19 protein-coding genes are annotated in these 20390 nt (G+C 62.3%); 8 read left to right on the plus strand and 11 right to left on the minus strand.

What is annotated here, in order from left to right:
• Positions 1-225 precede the first annotated feature (225 nt).
• The 5 genes from speB (at position 226) to V3C85_RS09285 (ending at position 4762) form a co-directional block, all read left to right on the plus strand.
• The gene (gene speB / locus V3C85_RS09265; RefSeq protein ID WP_331794802.1) at positions 226-1191 is read left to right on the plus strand and encodes an agmatinase; all 966 of its coding nucleotides are present in this window, start codon (positions 226-228) and stop codon (positions 1189-1191) included.
• 17 nt (positions 1192-1208) lie between these two features.
• A complete protein-coding gene (locus tag V3C85_RS09270; RefSeq protein WP_331794803.1) occupies positions 1209-1643 on the plus strand; it encodes a DUF1499 domain-containing protein in 435 nt (144 codons plus the stop codon).
• Positions 1644-1748: 105 nt separating this feature from the next.
• Positions 1749-2804 carry a peptide chain release factor 1 gene (prfA, locus tag V3C85_RS09275; protein WP_331794804.1) on the plus strand — a complete coding sequence of 352 codons (1056 nt, stop codon included), beginning with the start codon at positions 1749-1751 and terminating at the stop codon, positions 2802-2804.
• Positions 2801-3634, plus strand: a complete 834-nt coding sequence (gene prmC / locus V3C85_RS09280; protein WP_331794805.1) for a peptide chain release factor N(5)-glutamine methyltransferase — start codon at positions 2801-2803, stop codon at positions 3632-3634. Before prfA ends, prmC begins: the two co-directional genes overlap by 4 nt.
• Positions 3635-3889: 255 nt before the next feature.
• Positions 3890-4762, plus strand: a complete 873-nt coding sequence (locus tag V3C85_RS09285) for a DUF4167 domain-containing protein (protein WP_331794806.1) — start codon at positions 3890-3892, stop codon at positions 4760-4762.
• Between the two features lie 54 nt (positions 4763-4816).
• On the opposite strand, the gene rsmA is transcribed toward V3C85_RS09285, so the two are convergent.
• The 6 genes from rsmA to lptF form a co-directional block, all read right to left on the minus strand.
• Positions 4817-5659 carry a 16S rRNA (adenine(1518)-N(6)/adenine(1519)-N(6))-dimethyltransferase RsmA gene (rsmA, locus tag V3C85_RS09290; protein ID WP_331795269.1) on the minus strand — a complete coding sequence of 281 codons (843 nt, stop codon included), beginning with the start codon at positions 5657-5659 and terminating at the stop codon, positions 4817-4819.
• Between the two features lie 64 nt (positions 5660-5723).
• On the minus strand, positions 5724-6689 hold the full coding sequence (gene pdxA / locus V3C85_RS09295; protein WP_331795270.1) for a 4-hydroxythreonine-4-phosphate dehydrogenase PdxA: 966 nt from the start codon (positions 6687-6689) through the stop codon (positions 5724-5726).
• A gap of 32 nt (positions 6690-6721) precedes the next feature.
• The gene (locus V3C85_RS09300) at positions 6722-7993 is read right to left on the minus strand and encodes a peptidylprolyl isomerase (protein WP_331794807.1); all 1272 of its coding nucleotides are present in this window, start codon (positions 7991-7993) and stop codon (positions 6722-6724) included.
• A 66-nt stretch (positions 7994-8059) separates the two neighbouring features.
• Positions 8060-10213, minus strand: coding sequence for an LPS-assembly protein LptD (locus V3C85_RS09305; protein WP_331794808.1), 2154 nt, complete (start codon positions 10211-10213; stop codon positions 8060-8062).
• A complete protein-coding gene (gene lptG, locus V3C85_RS09310) occupies positions 10213-11310 on the minus strand; it encodes an LPS export ABC transporter permease LptG (protein WP_331794809.1) in 1098 nt (365 codons plus the stop codon). Before lptG ends, V3C85_RS09305 begins: the two co-directional genes overlap by 1 nt.
• The gene (gene lptF, locus V3C85_RS09315) at positions 11307-12443 is read right to left on the minus strand and encodes an LPS export ABC transporter permease LptF (RefSeq protein ID WP_331794810.1); all 1137 of its coding nucleotides are present in this window, start codon (positions 12441-12443) and stop codon (positions 11307-11309) included. The genes lptG and lptF overlap by 4 nt, the downstream gene beginning before the upstream one ends.
• Before the next feature lie 128 nt (positions 12444-12571).
• On the opposite strand from lptF, the gene V3C85_RS09320 reads away from it, so the two are divergent.
• Both V3C85_RS09320 and V3C85_RS09325 read left to right on the plus strand, forming a co-directional pair.
• A complete protein-coding gene (locus tag V3C85_RS09320) occupies positions 12572-14044 on the plus strand; it encodes a leucyl aminopeptidase (RefSeq protein ID WP_331794811.1) in 1473 nt (490 codons plus the stop codon).
• A 6-nt stretch (positions 14045-14050) separates the two neighbouring features.
• Entirely contained in the window at positions 14051-14509 is a 459-nt protein-coding gene (locus V3C85_RS09325; RefSeq protein ID WP_331794812.1) for a DNA polymerase III subunit chi, read from the plus strand.
• Here the strand turns inward: V3C85_RS09325 and V3C85_RS09330 are convergent.
• The 5 genes from V3C85_RS09330 to serS all read right to left on the minus strand — a co-directional run bounded on the left by V3C85_RS09330 (position 14506) and on the right by serS (position 19823).
• Positions 14506-15081 carry a retropepsin-like aspartic protease family protein gene (locus V3C85_RS09330; RefSeq protein WP_331794813.1) on the minus strand — a complete coding sequence of 192 codons (576 nt, stop codon included), beginning with the start codon at positions 15079-15081 and terminating at the stop codon, positions 14506-14508. The two genes, V3C85_RS09325 and V3C85_RS09330, sit on opposite strands and share 4 nt — an antisense overlap.
• Before the next feature lie 62 nt (positions 15082-15143).
• Positions 15144-15758, minus strand: coding sequence for a MarC family protein (locus V3C85_RS09335; RefSeq protein WP_331794814.1), 615 nt, complete (start codon positions 15756-15758; stop codon positions 15144-15146).
• Positions 15759-15892: 134 nt separating this feature from the next.
• Entirely contained in the window at positions 15893-17746 is a 1854-nt protein-coding gene (locus tag V3C85_RS09340; protein ID WP_331794815.1) for an ABC-F family ATP-binding cassette domain-containing protein, read from the minus strand.
• A 33-nt stretch (positions 17747-17779) separates the two neighbouring features.
• Positions 17780-18502: a hypothetical protein gene (locus V3C85_RS09345; RefSeq protein ID WP_331794816.1), complete on the minus strand. Its 723-nt coding sequence runs from the start codon at positions 18500-18502 to the stop codon at positions 17780-17782.
• Positions 18503-18533: 31 nt separating this feature from the next.
• Positions 18534-19823 (minus strand): serine--tRNA ligase, encoded by a 1290-nt coding sequence (serS, locus tag V3C85_RS09350; protein ID WP_331794817.1) that lies wholly within the window; start codon positions 19821-19823, stop codon positions 18534-18536.
• A gap of 236 nt (positions 19824-20059) precedes the next feature.
• On the opposite strand from serS, the gene yajC reads away from it, so the two are divergent.
• Positions 20060-20386, plus strand: a complete 327-nt coding sequence (gene yajC, locus V3C85_RS09355; RefSeq protein WP_331794818.1) for a preprotein translocase subunit YajC — start codon at positions 20060-20062, stop codon at positions 20384-20386.
• Positions 20387-20390 lie beyond the last annotated feature (4 nt).

Raw genomic sequence — 20390 nt, forward strand, 5'->3', positions numbered from 1 at the left:
GCCTGTGGTGGCAAGGGCAGGGTCCGCCCACCCGGATACGCGGCGTCTCCGGGTGGGCGAACGACGGCGCATTCCAGTTTCCGCAGGTGACCCCCTGGCCCATGAAGACGCCAAAAAAAAGATAGACACCGCCGTTACCCGGCAGGGGCTGGGCCCCCCCCCCCGTATCCGGGGCGTCGCGGGGGGGGCCCACGACGGCGCATTCCAGTTTCCGCAGGTGACCCCATGGCCCTTGAAGACGCCAAAAAACAGATCGACACCGCCTTTACCCGTCAGGGGCTGAAAGGCCTTGCTTTTGAAAATGCCTTTGCTGGCGCCACCAGCTTTTTGCGCCGAACTTATACCAAGGATCTGACCGGGGTTGATCTGGCGATCACAGGTGTGCCCTTTGACCAAGCGGTCACACATCGCACCGGCACACGCTTTGGCCCCCGCGCCATCCGCGAGGCGTCCAGCCTTCAGCCCTTTGATCCGCCCTATGGCTGGCCGACCAATCCGCTGGAAGACATGAACATCATCGACTACGGCGATCTGGCGTTTGACTACGCCCATACGCCCAGCTTTCCGGGGCTGCTGACCGATCACATCCGCACCATTCTGGCGGCGAATGTGGGCACAATCACGCTGGGGGGCGATCACTTCATCACCCTGCCCATCCTGCGGGCCTATGCCGAAAAATACGGGCCCATGTCGGTGATCCATTTCGATGCCCATTCCGACCTGTGGCAAGATGACGATATGGACCGGATCGACCACGGCACCTTCTTTTACAAAGCGGTGAAAACCGGGGTGATTGACCCGGCCCGTTCGGTGCAAATCGGCATCCGCACCCATTGCGATGATTACCTTGGGGTCGAATATATCGACGCCCGCACGGTGCATGAAAAAGGCGTGGCCCATGCCGTCGCCCGCGCCAAGGCCATTGTCGGCAACCACCCCACCTATGTGACCTTCGACATCGACTGCCTTGACCCGTCCTGTGCGCCGGGCACTGGCACCCCGGTCTGGGGGGGCTTGCACAGCTGGCAGGCCGCCGCCGCGTTGCGCGAACTGGCGGGCATCAACATGGTTGGTGGTGATATTGTCGAGGTGTCGCCCGCCTATGACACGACGGGCGCCACCGCCATTGCGGGCGCCCATGTCGCGCATGAGTTGATCTGCCTTTACCATTGGGCGCGCCAGCCATCATGAAAAGGACATTTCGCAGCATGGCAATGATCGTCGCCTTTGCCCTTATCGCCTTGCTTGGCCTGATGGCCCTGATCCGACTTGCGCCCTCTGATCCGGCCACCTGGCATGTCGATCCGTCGGAAGCCTTGCCCGCAGAGATCAGCGCGGGGCTTGTGCTGCGTCAGGAAGGCGGGGCGTTTCTTCTGGTGCCCGGTGATGCGGCGCAGTCGCAGGCCAGCTTGCAACGCCTTGATGCGATCGCATTGGCGTCGGATCGCACCACCCGGCTTGCAGGCTCGGTCCCCGAGGGGCGCATCACCTGGGTCACCCGCAGCGCGCTTTGGGGCTTTCCCGATTACACCACCGCCCAGATCACCCGGCAGGGCCTTGTGCTGCATGCCCGCTTGCGCTTTGGCAAAAGCGATCTTGGCGTGAACGCGGCCCGTCTGGCAGATTGGCAACAACGCCTCTGACCGATCCGCTTGCCGAAAAATGCCAGACCCTGGGGCGGCGCCTTGGGGCCTGGCCCTTGCGCAGTTTCTCTTGACCGCGCGCGCCAATCCAGCCACACCGCAGCCATGGTTCCACTCGACAAACTTGCCCAGATCACCGAACGCTTCGAATATCTCGAAGCGCGTCTGAACGCGGGCGCGCCACCGGCCGAAATTGCCAAACTCAGCCGCGAATATTCCGATCTGAAGCCCGTGTGCGACCAGATCACCGCCTATCGCACGGCGCTGCACGATCTGGACGAGGCCGAAGGCTGGCTTTCTGACCCCGAAATGAAGGCCTTGGCCGAAGAAGAGCTGCCCCGGCTCAGGGCGCGGATCCCCGAGATGGAACAGGCGCTGCGGGTTGCCCTGCTGCCCAAGGATGCGGCTGATGCCCGGCCTGCTATCCTGGAAATTCGCCCCGGCACGGGGGGGGACGAAGCCAGCCTTTTTGCCGCCGATCTGTTGCGCATGTATCAGCGCCATGCCGAAAAGATGGGGTGGCGCTTTGATATTCTGGAACAACAGTTTTCCGATTTGGGCGGCATCAAAGAGGTGACCGCCCATGTGCAAGGCGATGGCGTCTTTGCCCGGCTGAAATACGAATCCGGTGTGCACCGCGTGCAGCGCGTGCCCGAGACTGAGGCGGGGGGCCGCATCCATACATCAGCGGCCACTGTCGCCGTTCTGCCCGAGGCAGAAGAGGTGGATATCGACATTCCGGCCAGCGACATCCGCATTGATACGATGCGGTCTTCGGGCGCAGGCGGGCAGCATGTCAACACCACAGACTCGGCGGTGCGGATCACCCATATCCCGTCGGGTATTGTCGTCACCTCGTCAGAAAAGTCGCAGCACCAGAACCGCGCCATTGCCATGCAGGTCTTGCGCGCCCGTCTGTATGAGGCAGAGCGTGAGCGGATCGACAGCGCCCGTTCCGCCGACCGCAAGGCGCAGGTGGGCAGCGGTGACCGCAGCGAACGCATCCGCACCTATAACTTCCCACAGGGCCGGATGACCGATCACCGCATCAACCTGACCCTTTATGCGCTGCCACAGATCATGGCGGGCGAGTTGAGTGAGATCATCGACGCCCTGCAAGCCGATGATCAGGCCAGAAAACTGGCCGAGGCGGGGATGTGACACCGTGGGCGCAGCATCTGGTGCCCGCCGTTCAGGCCCTGCGCGCCGCAGGTGTGGCCGATCCGGCCCGCGATGCGCGCCTGCTGTTGGCCCATGCTGCGGGTGTCAGCCCTGATCGCCTGACGCTGCATCTGGCCGACCCCGCCCCGCAAGACGCCGTGCTGCGCTTTCAGGGCCTGATCGCCCGTCGGGCCGCGCGCGAACCTGTCTCGCACCTGATTGGCCAGCGCCTGTTCTGGGGGCGCAGCTTTGCCGTCACCCCCGCAGTGCTGGACCCACGGCCCGAAACCGAAGGGCTGATCGCCGCGGCACTGGACCGCCCCTTTGCGCGGGTGCTGGATCTTGGCCTTGGTTCTGGCTGTATCTTGCTGACCTTGCTGGCCGAATGCCCCGATGCAACGGGGGTGGGGGTCGATCTGTCGGCCAAGGCGCTTGCGGTGGCCACCGTCAACGCCGCGACGTTGGGGGTGCAAGCCCGCGCCGATCTGCGGCAGGGCAGTTGGTTTGATCCGGTGACCGGGCGCTTTGATCTGATCATTTCCAACCCGCCCTATATCGCGCAAGCCGAAATGGCTGGGCTTGCCCCCGAAGTGGCCCTGCACGAGCCGCGCATGGCCCTGACAGATGAGGCAGATGGCCTGACGGCCTATCGCATTCTTGCTGCGGGGGCGCTTGGGCATCTGGCACCAGGGGGGCGGCTGTTGGTGGAAATCGGCCCCAGTCAGGGCCAGGCTGTGGCGGGTTTCTTTGCCGCGGCGGGATTGTTGGGCGTTCAGATCTTGGCCGATATGGATGGGCGCGACCGCATTGTGGTCGGCCATGCCCGCTAGGGCAAAGGCGGGCTTGGGCCGGATTTTGGCGTCCGCCTTGGCAAAAAAGCACGAATTCCCGCCTTATTGTTCAGAATCGGCTTGTCACAGCGGGCACAGCATGTTTACTCAGCCTTGATTGCGCCTGTGGGTGGTGAAGCTTTGTTTTTCCCCCCTGCGCTGAAACCCGACCTTGCCTGACTTCTCCCGCTGTGGGTGGCGCGCCAAAACGCGCAGCATGAAAGGCAAGTCGGAACATCTGGATCAAAGGAAAAGATGCGTTCTTCCAAGTCCCGCTCGCGTTCCAAGCAGAACCGTCCCCGCTCTCTCGGCAACATCATCAACCGGGTCTTTGACAGCTCGGGCCCCGAGGGCAAGGTGCGTGGCACGCCGCAGCAGATTATTGAAAAATATCAGGTTCTCGCCCGCGATGCGCAGTTGTCGAATGACCGCGTGGCCGCCGAAAACTTTTTGCAGCATGCCGAGCATTACACCCGCATGCTGGCCGAAGCGCAGCGTGAAATGGCCGCCGAACAAGAGGCGCGCCAGCAGAATTATCAGCAATCTGGCAATGGCGGGTCTGGCAATCAGAACGCCCCCTCGTCTGACAACCGCGATCGTGACTATCGCGACAACCGTGGCCAGCGGGACAACCGCGATGGCCGGGATAATCGCTGGCGCGACGACCGCAACACCGATCCGGGCGCAGGCGACCAGCCCGATCTGCCCCCTGTGATCGACACGACAGACGACGTGTCTTCAACCTTGGTCGAGACGCCCGAGGCCCGCAGCCCCGACGCACAGGCCGAAGGTGGCCGCCGCGAAGACCGCCCGCGCCGCGATGATCGTAACACCGACCGCAATGCAGGCCGCCGGGATCGTCGCGACCGTGGCCCGCGCCCGGAAAGATCGGGCGATGATGGTCGCACCGAGGCCCCGGCTGAACCCGTGGTTGATGCCGTGTCACCCGGCCCCGAACATGCGGCCGAACGGCCAAAGGCAAAGCCCCGCGCCGAAGCGGTGGCCCCAGGCCCCGAAGGGCAGGGCGAGCAGAATGCCGAGGCCAAGCCGCGCCGCGCCCGCAGCCCCAAAAAGCCCAAGGCCGACGCTGCGCCGTCAGATGACAGCACACCCGAAGCCGCCGAATAAGTCAGGCAGGCGGATAGTTGAACAGGCGCGGTCCATCAGGCCGCGCCTTTTTCATCAGCGGGCGGCAACGGCGCGGGCAAGGGCGCAAAACGCCTCGATCCCGATTTCTTCGGCCCGCGCCGTTGGCACAATGCCCACAGAGTTCAACAGGGCCTCAACATCGCCGCCAAGGCCTTTAAGGCTGGACCGCAGCATCTTGCGGCGCTGGTTGAAGGCCATGGCCGTCACGCGCGACAGCACTGCCGGATCGGCAGGATAGCGTGGCTCGTCCAGACGCTTAAGATGCACCACAGCCGAATGCACCTTTGGGGCGGGGGTAAAGGCTTCGGGTGGCAGGTGCATCACGATCTTTGCATCGGTGCGCCATTGCGACAGAATGGCAAGCCGCCCGTAATGGTTGCCGCGCGGCTTTGCCACGATCCGCTCGGCCACCTCTTTTTGGAACATCAAGGTCAGGCTGTCCCAGACCGGGGGCCACATTGCGGGCGACAGCCAGCGGATCAACAATTCCGTGCCAACATTATAGGGCAGGTTGGCAACGATGCGGATGGGCGGCACCAGATGCGCCAGAACATCCACCTCCAGCGCATCGCCGTTCACGATCTCCAGCTTGCCGGGATAGGCGGCTGCAATCTCATCCAATGCGGGGATGCAGCGTGGGTCTTTCTCGACCGCCAGAACCCTGCGTGCGCCTTCGGCGAGCAGCCCGCGTGTCAGGCCGCCCGGGCCGGGGCCGACCTCCAGCACATCACAGGCCGACAGATCGCCCGCCAGACGTGCAATCTTGGCGGTCAGGTTCAGATCCAGCAGGAAATTCTGCCCCAACTGCTTTTTCGCCACCAGATCATGGTCGCGGATCACATCGCGCAGGGGCGGCAAACCATCAATCGTGCCCAAAATCCGCCCTTTCATCTGTTCATAAATATCCCGGGGGTCCGGGGGCTGGCCCCCGGTGCCGAACTTACGTCCCGCGCAGGGCCAGCCTTTGGCGTGCCATCTGCCACGCCATCCGCGCCGCTGCAACCGTGCTGTCGGGCAGGGCCATGCCCTTGCCGGCAATATCAAAGGCCGTGCCATGATCGGGCGAGGTGCGCACAAAAGGCAGGCCCAGGGTCACATTCACGCCGCCATCGAAATCAAGTGTCTTGATCGGGATCAGCGCCTGATCGTGATAGGCGCAAACCGCCGCATCATATTGGGCGCGGGCGCGGGCATGAAACATCGTATCGGCGGGCAGGGGGCCGCGCAGATCCATGCCTTCAGCCCGCAGGCGCGCGATCACTGGGGCCATCACGCGATGATCTTCCCAGCCCATGGCACCGCCTTCGCCCGCATGGGGGTTCAGGCCGGCCACGGCAATCCGGGGCCGTGCGATGGCAAACAGATCGCACAGGCCCGCATGGGTGATGCGGATGGCCTGCTCCAAGACTTCGGGCGTCAGAGCGGCGGGCACCTCTGAAAGGGCGATGTGAATGGTTGCAGGCACCACCCGCAACAGCGGAGAGGCCAGCATCATGGCAACGGGCACGTCACCGGCCAGATGCGCCAAAAACTCGGTATGGCCGGGAAAGGCAAAGCCTGCCCCATCTTTCAGCGCCTTCTTGTGGATTGGCGCAGTGACGATGCCGCCCGTTTGGCCCCGCAGCGCAAGATCAACGGCGCGCGAAATCACCTCTATCACGCCCGCCGCGTTGTCGGGATGGGGCACCCCGGGGGTGGCGGGCGCGGCAAAAGGGTGGGGCAGCACCGGCAACAGGTTCGGCGCCACATCGGCGGCCTGTGCGGGGGTATCAACCCGTTGCACCGGGGTGTCTGGGGGCAAATGCGCCGGATCACCCAACCACACAAAGGGCACCTCCGCGCCCAAAGCCTGCCGCGCGGGCCACGCCAGTTCCGGCCCGATACCCGCGGGTTCACCGCAGGTCATGATCAGGGGCAGGGGCCGGGCCAAGATCTGGGTCACGGTGTCGTGATGATGGCTTCCGAGCGCAACTCTTCCAGCCAGACCCCAGCTTGCGCTTCCAGCTCAAGCGATTGCAATTGCGCCCGTACCGCGTCACGATTGATCGCTTGCCCTTCGCTCTCAAGCTGGGGCTCTCGGGCGCACAGCATCAGGAACACACGGTATCCGCCGCGTGTCAGGGCTGCAGAGTATTCGCCTGGATCCAACTGCGCCAATTCCAGCGCAATATCCTGCGGCACGGCGGCCACGGGTTTCTTTTCTGTCACAAACCGGTCTTGCGGCAGACCCCGAGCTTCGGCGGCAAGGTCTTTGCAGCTATCGATCCGGTTTGCCAAAGTCTCCGCCTCGGCAAAGACCGATGGCGTGTTCGGCAACATTAATTGTGCGTATTCCACGCTTACGGCCGGAGGTTTCGCTGTTGTATCCTCGATCACATCGCGCAATTGGAAAACGGCAACGGCATTGGGCAGTTGCACAGGGGGCGAGACTTGGCCGGGGCCAAGTGCCAGCACCAATTGAACCAGTTGGGCAGGAATCTCGGACGTTGGCACCCAGTCCATACGCCCACCACGACCGGCTGAAGGTGAGGCTGAATAGCGGCGTGCTGCGCTGGCAAACCCGGCTTCGGTGGTGATGTCACGGCGCAACTGGTTGGCAAGTGCCAAGGCATTACTGGGATCGCCCTCAACCGGGATCACGATCTCTGACAGCAACAATTGCATGTCCAACCGGCGCGTTCCCGTGGCGATGGCTCGGTCAATTTCGGCTTCAGTGATCGAGATCGAAGACCCATATTTTGCGCGAACAAGTTCACGCCACAGCAGGCCATTGGCGACGAAATCGCGAAAACTCTCGGCGGCCACGCCACCTTCGCTGATGGCGGCGACGAACTGCTCGGCTGAAAGGTTGGCGCGGGCCGCAAATTCAGACATGCCTGCTTCGATTTGCTCGTTTGTCAGGCGCAGATTCACGCGTTTGGCCTCAATCGCGGCAAGTCTGTCGTTCGTCAGCCCTTTCATGGCGCTCTCGACCGGGTCGCCGGGAATGCGCAACAGCGTCAGGAACCGGATGCGCTGATCCAGTTCATACTGCGTGATCACGGCATCATTGATCTTGAGAACCGTAGAAAACGGCGACCCTTGCTGCGCCAGAACGCTTGTGCCGGCCGTCATCGCCGCCAAGCCGACAAAAGCGGCAACGCTGAGGGTTTTCAGACCTGCTCGGGCACGGCCCTTGCGGTTTGCGTTGGAAATGCTGCGCTGCGTCATGCCTTCTGCCGTCACTTGCCTCAAGCCTTTCTTCGACTGTCGTCCGATCTCATTCTCTGATGCCGTCTAGCGACGACATGCCCGCGACGGGCCTGCCGAAATGCCACTTCCCAGCCCAACGAGATCAACCGCAAGACCGAAATCTGTGGTCGGGGTTACACTAGTCGAGGATGTGAAGCGGCGCGAGAGAGAAAGATCAACGGAAACGCATTCATTGCGGAACTGAAGCCCAACCGATGCGCGGTTTGCACGGTCAGCTTCAAAATCATAGCGGGTTTGCCCGAAAGCCGTCCAGTTGTCGGTCAGCTTGTAACTGCCATCAAGCAGCAGCTCGGAAATCGGGTCTGGGCGGTCCTCATCCGTATCGGCAATGATCCAGACATACGACCCGGTCAGGCTATAGCGATCGCGTTGCAGCGAGATCTGCGATTCAGCCTTGTTCAGGCTGGAGGTGTCGTCGATCAGCATACGGTGACCAAAGCTGAGGCCCTGCGGCAAAGACAGTTGCAGCGTGGCCAGCCAGTCTGATTGTTGCCCATCCAGCCCTGAGGCTTGGCTGAACTGCCCCAGATCGGAATCACGGAAGACACGGCCCAAAGTGGTTGAAAGTGTCCAGCCAGCAGGATCATAGCGGGTATAGGTCACCCCGAGATTCAGGTGCCCGCCGCGTTCCACTGCATCGCTGCCCGGAAAACGGTTCAGGCTGAACAGGCTGCTTTCGTCGAATTCGACAAGACGCGAATCTTCGTTCGGCAGGCTTTCAACGCCTTTGGGGGCCCAGACAAACTGGGCGACGGGTTCGATCACATGCGACACACCGCTGGCCCCGGTTTTCTGCCAGGGCCAGCGCAACTCTGCGCCAAGCCCGCCGTGCAGGCGTGTCGTACCGCCGCCATAGGTGTCGTCTTGCGAAATGCGATAGGCATCGGCCCGCACCTCGCCCAGAACGGTGCCGACCATGCCCATGGGCAATTGCCAGTTCCGCCGCCAATCCAGCCGCAGCGAGGCCCGTGCCACATCGCGCCCGTCGCTGATGCCATCGCCATCGCTGTCGGTGCTGCCATCGTCCGAACTGCGGTAATGGCTGTGGGTTTGGAACTTCAGCCCGGCCTCGCCCCCCAAGGGGCCACCCGAGAAACGGCGGTGAAAGGTGAAGTCGCTGATGATGGTGGGCAGGGTCGAATTCGTCTCGCCCTCACGAATGGATCGAATGCCGACCAACCGGCCCGAGATATATTCGTTGCGGCTGGTGCGGCTGACGTCCATCCGGCTTTCCAGACGATCTTCGTCGCCCAGTCCGTAATCCAAAAGATAGCCCGCATCGCTGACAATCACCCCATCAAAGGTCAGGGTGAAATCACGCGGCAGGGCGAACTCACCCTCGGCTGTCAGGTAATAACGCGTCTCACCCGGCACGATTTCATCGCGCGACACGGCGCCGTTCAATTCGACCGTGCCACTGGCAAAGGCCTGGCGATAGCGCAGCTCGACCGTCCGGCCGGATTTCGTGGAAAAATATGGTGTCACGGTCAGGTCGCGATGCGGGCCAAGCGTGATGAAGTAAGGCAGTTTGATGCCTGTGCCCAAACTGGTTGTCGTGCGGAAACTGGGCATCAAAACGCCCGTCGCGCGCTTGAGTGTGGGGTCTGGCATCCGCAGGCGCGGGAACCATGCAACGGGCAGGCCAGCCACCCGGAACTGCGCCTGATCGAAATAGATCTGCCGCTCTTGCTGGTCATGCACCACTTTGCGGGCGCGAATTTCCCACAAAGGTGTCGGATCGCCCTCACACACCTTGCAGGATGACGCGACAACATTATCCAGTTGCATATAGCGCCCGCCGATCCGTTGGATCTGGGTGGCCGCCATCTGCAATTCGCGGTTCAGAACCAGCCGCGCACTGGTCAGGATGCCTTCGTTCAGATCGGCCGAAAGCTCGGCCTGACTGGCAATCAGAATGGTGTCGGTGCCGTCAACCAGCACGATCGGGCCTTCGATCAGCAGGCTGTCATCGGCGCGGTCATAGACGATGCGCGTGGCCCGCAAGCGGCGGCCTTGGTAAAACACCTCGACCCCGCCGCTGGCAACCAACCTGCCCGACGGGTCAACACTGACCGCATCCGCCACCAAGGCTGCACGGTCTTGTGACATGCCGGGCGATCCCAGGCTGACGCCAAGGACGACCGAGCAAAGAAGAAGGATCAGGACGCGACGCAACATCAGCCATCCTCTACATGCAAAAGCAGGCCGAGGGCCAGCAGAACGGCGGCGACCGGGGCGGCCCATGCGGCCAGAAGAATGGGCACTTGCCCGTTCTGCCCCAGAACCTGGGCAAAGTTGCGCAGGAAAAAGATGAAAAACCCGCCCAAGACCGCCAACAGAACCAGCATTCCCGTACCCCCGAATCGCGTGTGGCGCATGGTAAAGCCCGCAGCGATCAGCACCATGGCCGCCAGCAACAGCGGCTGCGCCAGTTCCATCTGATACCACAACCGATGCGCCGTGGCAGAAAAGCCGGCGGCCTCTAGCCCTTGAATATAGGTGGGCAGATCCCAGAATGGCACCGACGACGGATCGCCAAAGCTGTTGCGAATGCCTTCGCGTGTCAGGTTCGACACAAGTTTGGCCCCGTCTTGCAACGTGGTGGCCGAGCGTTCGGGATTGTCTGACGCCAGATCCCACCGCTTGGCCCCGGTCAAAGCCCAGGCCCCCGGCACAAGAACCGCCTTGTCTGCCACAATCCGTTCAACAGGCTGGGCATCGGTGCCAAAGACCACAAAGCTGACGTCAAACAGTTCGGTGGCATCGGTATTGGCGCGCAGGGCATGAATGACGGTCTGGCCGTCCTCTAGCCCCTGACGCAGCCACAACCCGCTGGACGAAATTGACAGCGTGCTGTCGGCCCCATTGGCCGTTACGGCCAAAAGGCGGGCATATTCCTTTTGCGTGGCCGCAACCAAGGGGTTGAAGACCGCAACCGACAAGGCGCCGATTGCCAGTGTCACAGTCACGGGCGCCAAGACAAAGCGCACCCCCGACCGGCCCGCCGCGCGCACAACCACCAGTTCCGAAGAACGCGCCAGGGCAAGAAACAGCGCAATCGCAGCAAGGATCATGATCAGCGGCAAAATCTGATAGATGCTGGCGGGGGTATTCATCAGCGCCAGATACAGCGCGCCGGTCAGGCTGATGCCCTGATCCGAAAACCGGCGTAGCTGTTCAATGGCGTCGATCATCAGCATGATCGCCCAGAATACACCCAGGACTTGCAGGAAAACCCACAGAAAACGCCGGGCGATGTAGCGCGACAAGATCATTGGGGCACCCCGCCAAGATCAATGGTGCCCGATCGAATGCGACGGGGGCGTTGCGCCAGCCACAAGATCAGCACGCTGGCCAGGATGCCAACGCCGGGCGCAAGATAAATCAACGGCCAAGCCGCCGCACTTTCAAGCGCAAGGGCCGAAGCCTGTGTGATCAACATCTGCAAGATTACCAGCAAGACAATCGCCCCGATGATCTGCCGCCACAGCCCAAACCGTGAAAACGCCCCAAGCAGCAGTGTCGAAAAGCCGATCAGGGCAGTTACCAGCCCCAGCAAGGGCTGTGCAATGCGCGAATGGCCCTCTTCCAGCAGCGCCGCGCGGGATTGCCTGACTTCGGCCGCCAACTCGGGCGAGGCGCGCAACAGTTCGGGCGTCGAGACTTCGTAGATCGAGCGGCCATCCGCCTCTTGCGGCGAGAGCATGTCGGCAAGATCATAGGTCACATCGGCAAAACGTGTCACCGACAGCCGCCCGGTCTTTTGGTCAAGGGTCTGGGTCATGCCATCAAACAGCAACAATTTTGGCCCGTCGTCACTGCGGGCCAGAAAGGCGCGGCGCGCGGTATAGGTGATGACGCTGCCTTGCCCGCGTTCGTCTGACAAGAACAGATCGCGCAATTCGCCGGTCTGCGTCAGTTCGCGAATATACAGCGTTACCCCGTCAGTCGGGTGGATGAACTGGCCGTCACGCAAAAAGCGGGCGGTCACATTCTGCGAAATCTCGACACTGCGTTCGGCCAGAATGGCGCGGCTGGCGGGCACAAGAACATGGGTCAGCACCGCCAGCATCAGCCCTACGACCAGCCCGAAATAGATCACCGGTCGCGCCAGCCGAAAGGCCGAAAATCCGGTGGCCTGCATCACGACCAACTCGCTTTCATTGGTCAGCCGATTGGTCACGAACAAAGCCGCCGCAAAGGCCGAGATCGGCAAGACAAGCCGGATCACATTGGGAAGGGTCAGCAGTGAAAATTCGACGAAAACCAGCGCCGATTGCCCATCACCGATCAATTGGTCGAACAGGCCGACGGCGCGGTTGACCCAATAGACAGACACAAGCAATAGCGAAAAGAATCCGAACAGCGCAAGAAATTGCGACAGCAGATATCTGTCGAATCTTGACACGGCCCCGCACACTCCTCACGCAACTGTGGTCCAACCTATCGCATATCGGCGGGGGAAGGAAACTCCTATCTGGTCAATTCCCGGGCCACGGGCTAGCCTTTGCCCAATTCAAAAACCCCGAGGGCCAGATGACCGATCCCGTTCAGATCCGCTTTGTTGAAACCGATACCGATGTTCTGGCCACCGCAAAGGGCCGTATTGTGCTGCTGGCCGATGCGGGGCAGGCGCTTTCTGCGGCGGGTCGGCGGTTGGACCGGATCATGCGCGGCGGTATCGGGCGCGCCCTTGCGTCCGAGGCGTTCTCGCGGATGAAACCGGGTGAGGCGCTGGATCTGTCCTTTCCGGCGGGGCTAGAGGCCGATGCCGTGCAACTGGTGCGCCTGCCCAAAAAGGCCAGCGTCGCCGAAGCGCGCAAGGCCGGGGCCGCAATCGGCAAGGCGCATGGTCCGGCGCCTGCTCTGGTTCTGGCCGAGGCGCATCCGCAAGCGCCGGAAATCGCCTTTGGTCTGGCGATGCGGGCCTATGAGTTTACCCCGCACAAGACCGCGGACCGCAAACCGGCGGGTGCCGTCACCATGATGGTGGCCAAGCCCGAAGCGGTGGCTGCCGCGGCGGCGCCGGGGGCGGCTGTGGTGGAAGGTGTGTTCTTCACCCGCGATCTGGTGAACGAGCCTGCCAATGTGCTGACCACCGATGACTTTGCAGCCCGCCTTGCCGCCATGCAGGAACTGGGGCTGGAGGTCGAGATCCTTGAAGAGGCCGAGCTGGCCAAACTGGGCATGGGGGCGCTGCTTGGCGTGGGCCAGGGGTCGGAAAGCCCGTCGAAAGTGGTGGTGATGCAGTGGAATGGCGGCCCCAAGGGCGAGGCACCCTTTGCCCTGATCGGCAAGGGCGTTGTCTTCGACACCGGCGGCATCTCGATCAAGCCTGCGGGCGGGATGGAAGAGATGACGATGGATATGGGCGGCGCGGGCACGGTGGCGGGCGTGATGCGCGCCCTGGCCCTGCGCAAGGCCAAGGCCAATGTCGTGGGTCTGGTCGGTCTGGTTGAAAACATGCCAGACGGTCGCGCACAGCGGCCCGGCGATGTGGTCCGCTCGATGAAGGGCGACACGATCGAGGTGATCAACACCGATGCCGAGGGCCGTCTGGTGCTGGCCGATGTGCTTTGGTATGCGCAAGATCGCTTTGCGCCGAAGGGCATGATCGACCTTGCCACCCTGACCGGGGCCATCATCATTGCCTTGGGCCATGAACATACGGGCGTCTTTTCCAATGACGATGCTTTGTGCAATGCCATGCTCAAGGCCGCTCAGGCCGAGGGTGAGGGCGCATGGCGGATGCCGATGGGCGATGCCTATGACGCCAAGCTGAAATCCCGGATCGCCGATATGATGAATGTCGGCGGGCGCGATGGTGGTGCGATCACGGCGGCACAGTTCCTGCAACGGTTCGTCAAGCCGGGGATGCCTTGGTGCCATCTGGATATCGCCGGAACGGCACTGCTCAAGGCGGACTCGACCCTTGCGCCCAAGGGGGCGACGGGCTGGGGTGTGATGGCGCTGAACCGGCTGATCCGCGACCTTTATGAGGCGAAGTAAGCCCCGATGGGCATTGTGATGTTTTACCACCTGACCCGGTCGGGATCTGAGCAGACCCTGCGCCTGCTCTTGGACCGCGCCTTGGGGCAGGGGTGGCGCATCATGATCCGCTCGGGTGAGGCTGCGCAGTTGAACCGGCTGGACGAAAGGCTGTGGCTGCACCCCGAAGACGGCTTTGTGCCGCATGGGATCGAGGGCGGGCCACATGATGCCGACCAGCCCGTCTTGTTGGGGCAGGGGCCGGTGCGCAATGGCGCGCGCGGCCTGATGCTGCTGGACGGGGCCGACACCACACTGGACGAAGCGCGCGATCTGGAACGGGTCTGGGTGATCTTTGACGGCGCCGATCCTGACCGCTTGGGCGCGGCCCGCGCCTTGTGGAAACGGGTGACAGATGCGGGATTGGCCGCGCAATACTGGTCAGAAGAAAGCGGGCGGTGGGAAAAGAAGGCGGAAAAGGGTTAGCGCCGCAAGATCATTTCATTGCGGTCGATTTCAATGCGGAAATTGCCCAGATAATCCATGCCCAAAAGCGAGATATCCATCTCTCCGCCATTCACCCACGCCGACAGGCGCTGATCGTGAAACGGGCCAAGCGCCATATCGTCCAGCTTGACATGGGCAATCGGCACCGTGCCATTGGCGGTGCGGGCCTTCCCCATATAGGTCAGCGCCTGCGGATCAAACCCCAGCTTTTGCGCATCATCTTTGGTCAGCACGATGTTCGTGGCCCCGGTATCGGCCATAAAGTCCACCGGCACCCCGTTGACCATCAGTTGCAGATAATAATGCCCGTCTTCGGCGCGCGGAATGCGAATATCGCCGCTTTCCATCACCTGAACCTGTGGTCGCAAATCCAGCGAGATGTCTTGCCACAGGCCATAGCCCGCCATCACACCGATAAAGATCATGCCCCAGGCAAAGCCCGTGCGCAGGGCAAGGCCCATGCGGCCCCGAAACTCTACCAGCAGCCAGCCGGCCAGGGCCGCCAGCAACAGGCCCAGATAGGCAAGGCGGGGAAGGGTTTCGGCATCCATGGTGGCATTCCTTTGCTGACCCAAAGGTAGGCACCCGAGCGCAGGGCATCAAGAGAGCGGGGCTAGATCAGCCCGGTCTGGCGCACACCATCAATCACGAATTGCACCGAAAGTGCGGCCAAAAGCATCCCCAACAGGCGGGTGATGACGATGGTGCCGGTGCGGCCCAGCAACCGCTCAAGCGGGGGCGAGGCGAGGAGGAACAGAAAGGTGACCAGCATCATCGCCCAGGTGAGGGCAAGGACCATGAAGGTGGCCGCCCAATCCCCGCCCCCCTGACCAATCAGCAGAATGATCGAGGCAATCGCACCGGGCCCCGCAATCAGCGGGGTGGCAAGCGGAAAGACCGAAGGATCATGGTCGGGGTCGGCATGCTGGCCTTCGCGCCGCTGCGTGCGCCGTTCAAACAGCATGTCCAGCGCGGTCAGAAACAGCAATATGCCGCCCGCAATGCGAAACGCGGGCATCGAGATCCCGACAAACCCAAGGATCGCCTCGCCCGCAAGGCCAAAGAGCGTCAGCAGAAACGCCGCAATCAGGCAGGCCCGCATCGCCATGGCCCGACGCCTCTCGGCGGACATGCCTTGGGTCAGCGCAATGAACAAGGGCACCAGACCGGGCGGGTCGATCACCACGAACAGCGTGGCAAAAGCGGTGATCAGAAAGGCGGTTTCCATGGGCCAAGCGTTACGCGGGGTGGCGGCCTCGTGCAAGAAGAAAGGGGGCGCTGCCCCCTTGCGCTTTCGCCTGAGCGAAAGCGCCAACCCCCGGGATATTTGGAAACAGATGAAGGGGCAGAGGGGTGCGTGTCCTAGCCTTCTGCGGTGTCGAGCTTTTCCTGTGCCTCCAGCCACAGGGCTTCGGCCTTGTGTTCGGCCTCTTCCAGCTCGGCAAATTTGCGCGTCCAGCTTTCCAATTCGTTGATCCGGGCGTCTTCATAAAGCGCCGGGTCGGCAAGGATGGCGGAAAGCTTGGCCCGCATCTCGGCCAGTTTTGCCAGCCGATCTTCGCATTTGCGCAGATCGGCGCGCAGGGCAAGCAGTTCATCCCGGCCCGCTTTCTTGGGCTTTTCGGCCAGTTTGACCGGCGCAGGCTTGGTGTCGTCGTCACTGCTAAGCAGCATGCGGCGATAGGCATCCAGATCGTCGGCAAAGGGGGTGACCGCGCCGCCCTTGACCAGCCACAGCCGGTCGGCCACCAGACCCAGAAGATGCATGTCATGGCTGACAAGGATCACCGCGCCGGTATAGTCATTCAGCGCCTCGACCAGCGCTTCGCGGCTTTCGATATCGAGGTGGTTGGTCGGTTCATCCAGAATCAGAAGATGCGGGGCGTCCAGCGTGGCCAACAGCAATGACAGCCGGGCCTTTTGCCCGCCCGACAAGCGGCCCACCACAGTTTCGGCCTGTTCCGCCAAAAGGCCAAAGCCCGCCAGCCGCGCCCGCAGTTTGACCTGGCCTTCGTCGGGGCGCAGCGCCAGCAGATGTTGCAGCGGGGTTTCGTTCAGGTTCAACTCATCAACCTGATGCTGGGCGAAATAGCCGATGCGCAACTTGGATGACCGTGACATCTTGCCGTCACAGGCGGGCAATTTGCCGGCCAGCAGTTTTGACAGGGTCGATTTGCCCTCTCCGTTGCGGCCCAACAGGGCGATGCGGTCATCCTGATCAATGCGCAGCGACAGCCGTTTCAGCACAGGCGGGCCGCCATAGCCCACTGCGGCCCCGTCCAGATTGATGATCGGGGGCGACAGTTCCTCGGGCTCGGGGAAGGTGAAGACAACCTTCTTTGCCTCTTCGGGCGCGGTGATCGGTTGCAGCTTTTCCAGCATCTTCACGCGGCTTTGGGCCTGCACGGCCTTGGATGCCTTGGCCTTGAAGCGATCGACAAAGCTTTGCAGATGGGCGCGGCGGGCCTCAACCTTCTTCGCCTCGGCAGCCTGCACGGCGCGGCGTTCGGCCATCTGGCGCGCGAACTGATCATAGGGGCCGGTCCACAGCGTCAGCTTGCGGTTATCAAGATGCAGGATCGATCCGACAGCGCGGTTCAAAAGGCCACGGTCGTGGCTGATGATGATGACCGTATGCGGATATTTGGCCAGGTAACTTTCCAGCCAAAGCGCGCCTTCCAGATCAAGATAGTTGGTCGGTTCGTCCAACAGCAAAAGATCGGGCGCAGAGAACAGCACACCCGCAAGGGCGACCCGCATGCGCCAGCCGCCCGAGAAATCGGAACAGGGGCGCAGTTGCGCCTCGGCGTCAAAGCCAAGGCCGCGCAGAATGGCACTGGCGCGGGCTTCGGCGCTCCACGCGCCGATATCGGCCAGACGGGCCTGAATTTCGGCGATCCGGGCCGGGTCGGTGGCCGTTTCTGCCTCGGCCAGCAGGGCGTTGCGTTCGGTATCGGCCTGCAACACCGTCTCGATCAGCGACGTGTCGGACGAGGGCACCTCTTGCGCCACGCCCCCGATCCGCGCGCGCGACGGCAGCGAAATATCGCCCCCCTCGAGCGCCAATTCGCCCCGGATGATGCGGAACAGGGTGGTCTTGCCCGCCCCATTGCGCCCGACAAGGCCAACCTTGTGGCCGGTGGGAATGGTGGCCGAAGCCCCTTCGAACAAGGGGCGGCCTTCGACGGCGTAGGTGATGTTTTCAATGCGCAACATGGGCCAAGGGCATGGCCGAAGCCGCGGGCGGCGTCAATGGGGGTGCAGCTTGCGCTGTGTGCGCCATTGCCACGCCAACAGCGACCCCAGAGCAAAGATTGCGCCGCCAGCGGCACAGGCCACAAAGAAATGGCTTTGCAGATTGGCCAAGGTGATCCCGATCAGGGCCCAGATCACGGTGATGCCATAGGCCGGCATTTCGGGGCGCAAATATTGCACAAGGCTTGCCACTCCAAGGATCACCACCAGCATCAGATAGGCCGCATCGGTATTGGACAAAATACCATGCCCGGCCAGAACGATTCCCACCGAAACCGAGGCCGCAGCCGACAGCCACCCCGCATAGACCGCCAGCGGGGCCGAGAGGATCCAGCGGTCATAAAATTCGTCGGCGGCGAAAAAGGCTGCAAGCGCCGCCACCAGCATCACAAAGATCACCACAGTGGCAATCAACGGATAATTCGGCGCGATCCACAGCCAAAGCGTGCCAAGGCCCAGCGAGGTGGCAAGGGGCAGGCGGGTGCCATCCCAATCAATACTTTTTGCGCGCCGCCAAAACCCCACAATCGCATGGGCCACCAGCCACAGGTAAATCACCCCCCAGATCGAAAACGCATAGCCCATCGGTTGAATCGCGGGCTGGTCGATCAGCACGGGAAAGGTGTCAGCGGGATAGCCGGTAAAGGGCGGCGTCACAAAGGGCGCCGCCGCAAAGGTCAGGGTCAAGAGCAAAACAAGCAGGGATCGCAGGGTCATGATTGTGCAACGCTCCAATCCCGGTTCGGGTTCATTCCAGACCACCTTGGGCCGAAATCCGGGTCTTGCCGCCCAGATATGGGTGCAGAACCGCCGGAAGGTCAACCGAGCCATCGGCCTGCTGGCCGTTTTCAAGCACCGCAATCAGGCAGCGCCCCACGGCAAGGCCCGACCCGTTCAGCGTGGCCACGAATTCAGGCTTACCCCCCGCAGGACGATAGCGGGCATTCATCCGGCGGGCCTGAAACTGCCCACAGGTCGAGACCGAAGAAATCTCGCGATAGCGGTTCTGGCCGGGCAACCAGACCTCCAGATCATAGGTGCGCTGTGCGCCAAAGCCCATGTCACCCGTGCACAGAACCACAGTGCGATAGGGCAGGCCCAGCTTTTCCAGAATGGCCTGCGCACAATTTACCATGCGCGCCTGTTCGTCCAGATGTGTCTCGGGCGTGCAGATCGTCACCATCTCGACTTTTTCGAATTGGTGCTGGCGCAACATGCCGGTGGTGTCCTTGCCTGCCGAACCCGCCTCGGACCGGAAACACTGGGTGTGGGCGGTCATGCGCAGCGGCAAGGTGGACTCGTCCAGCACATCGCCGGCCACGGTGTTGGTCAGCGTCACCTCTGATGTGGGAACCAACCACCAGCCATTGGTGGTCTGATAGCTGTCTTCGGCGAATTTCGGCAATTGGTTGGTGCCATACATCGCCTCATCCTTGACCAGCACCGGAGTCCACATCTCGGTCAGATCATGGTCGTTCACATGGATGTCCAGCATGAACTGGGCCAGCGCACGGTGCAGACGTACCACAGCGCCTTTCAGCACCACAAAGCGGCTGCCGGAAAGCTTGGCAGCGGTTTCAAAATCCATCCCCGGCTTCACACCGGCGATGTCAAAATGCTCGACCGGGGTGAAATCAAAGCTGCGTGGGGTGCCCCATTTGCGCACCTCGACATTGTCATTCTCATCGCGGCCCTCGGGCACTGCGTCGAGCGGCAGGTTTGGAATGCCCATCAACATATCACGCAAGGCAACGTCTTCGGCGGCGGCTTCGGCCTGCAACTTGGCAACTTCGGCCTTTTTCTCGGCCACCAGTGCGCGCAGGCGTTCGAACTCGGCGTCATCGCCCTTGGCCTTGGCGGCGCCCACTTCCTTGCTGGCGCGGTTCTGTTCGGCCTGTGCGGCTTCGGCTGCGGCGATCTTGGCCCGGCGATCGGCATCCAGCGCCAGAATTTCCGACGACAGGCCCGACAATCCCCGGCGGGCCAAGCCTTGGTCAAAGGCGGCTGGGTTTTCGCGGATGGCTTTGATGTCGTGCATTGGGAAAATCCTTGGCAATTGTCCTGCGGCTTATGCCCGATTTGATCGAAAGGGAAAAGGGTGGGCGAAAAGACAGGTCATAGCCCTACCATTCGCGGGTTGGCGGCCATATATGCGGCGCAAGCATGCCTTTGGCGGGTGGTGTGGGGCGGCTTGCCTCGCCATCGCCCCGCCTATAGGGTGCGCGCCGAAGAAAACCGGGGCGAAGCCCCCGCTGAGACAGTGAGAGGACGCCCATGTTCGTTACCCCCGCCTATGCACAGGCCGCCGCAGGTGGCGGTGCCGCCGCCTTTACCAGCTTTGTGCCGCTGATCCTGATCTTCGGGATCATGTACTTCCTTTTGATCCGCCCGCAGCAGAAAAAGCTGAAAGAACACAAAGCGATGGTCGAGGCGCTGCGGCGTGGCGATCAGGTGCTGACCCAAGGCGGCATCATCGGCAAGGTAACGCATGTCAACGAAGACAACACCGTTCTGGTGGAAATCGCTGATGGCGTTAAGGTCAAGATCGTGAAGCAGACCGTTGCTCAGGTCATGAACAAGACCGAACCGGCAGCCTCGTAAGGAT

Origin of the sequence: Pseudotabrizicola sp. L79, from assembly GCF_036553525.1 — a bacterium.
GTDB lineage: Bacteria > Pseudomonadota > Alphaproteobacteria > Rhodobacterales > Rhodobacteraceae > Pseudotabrizicola.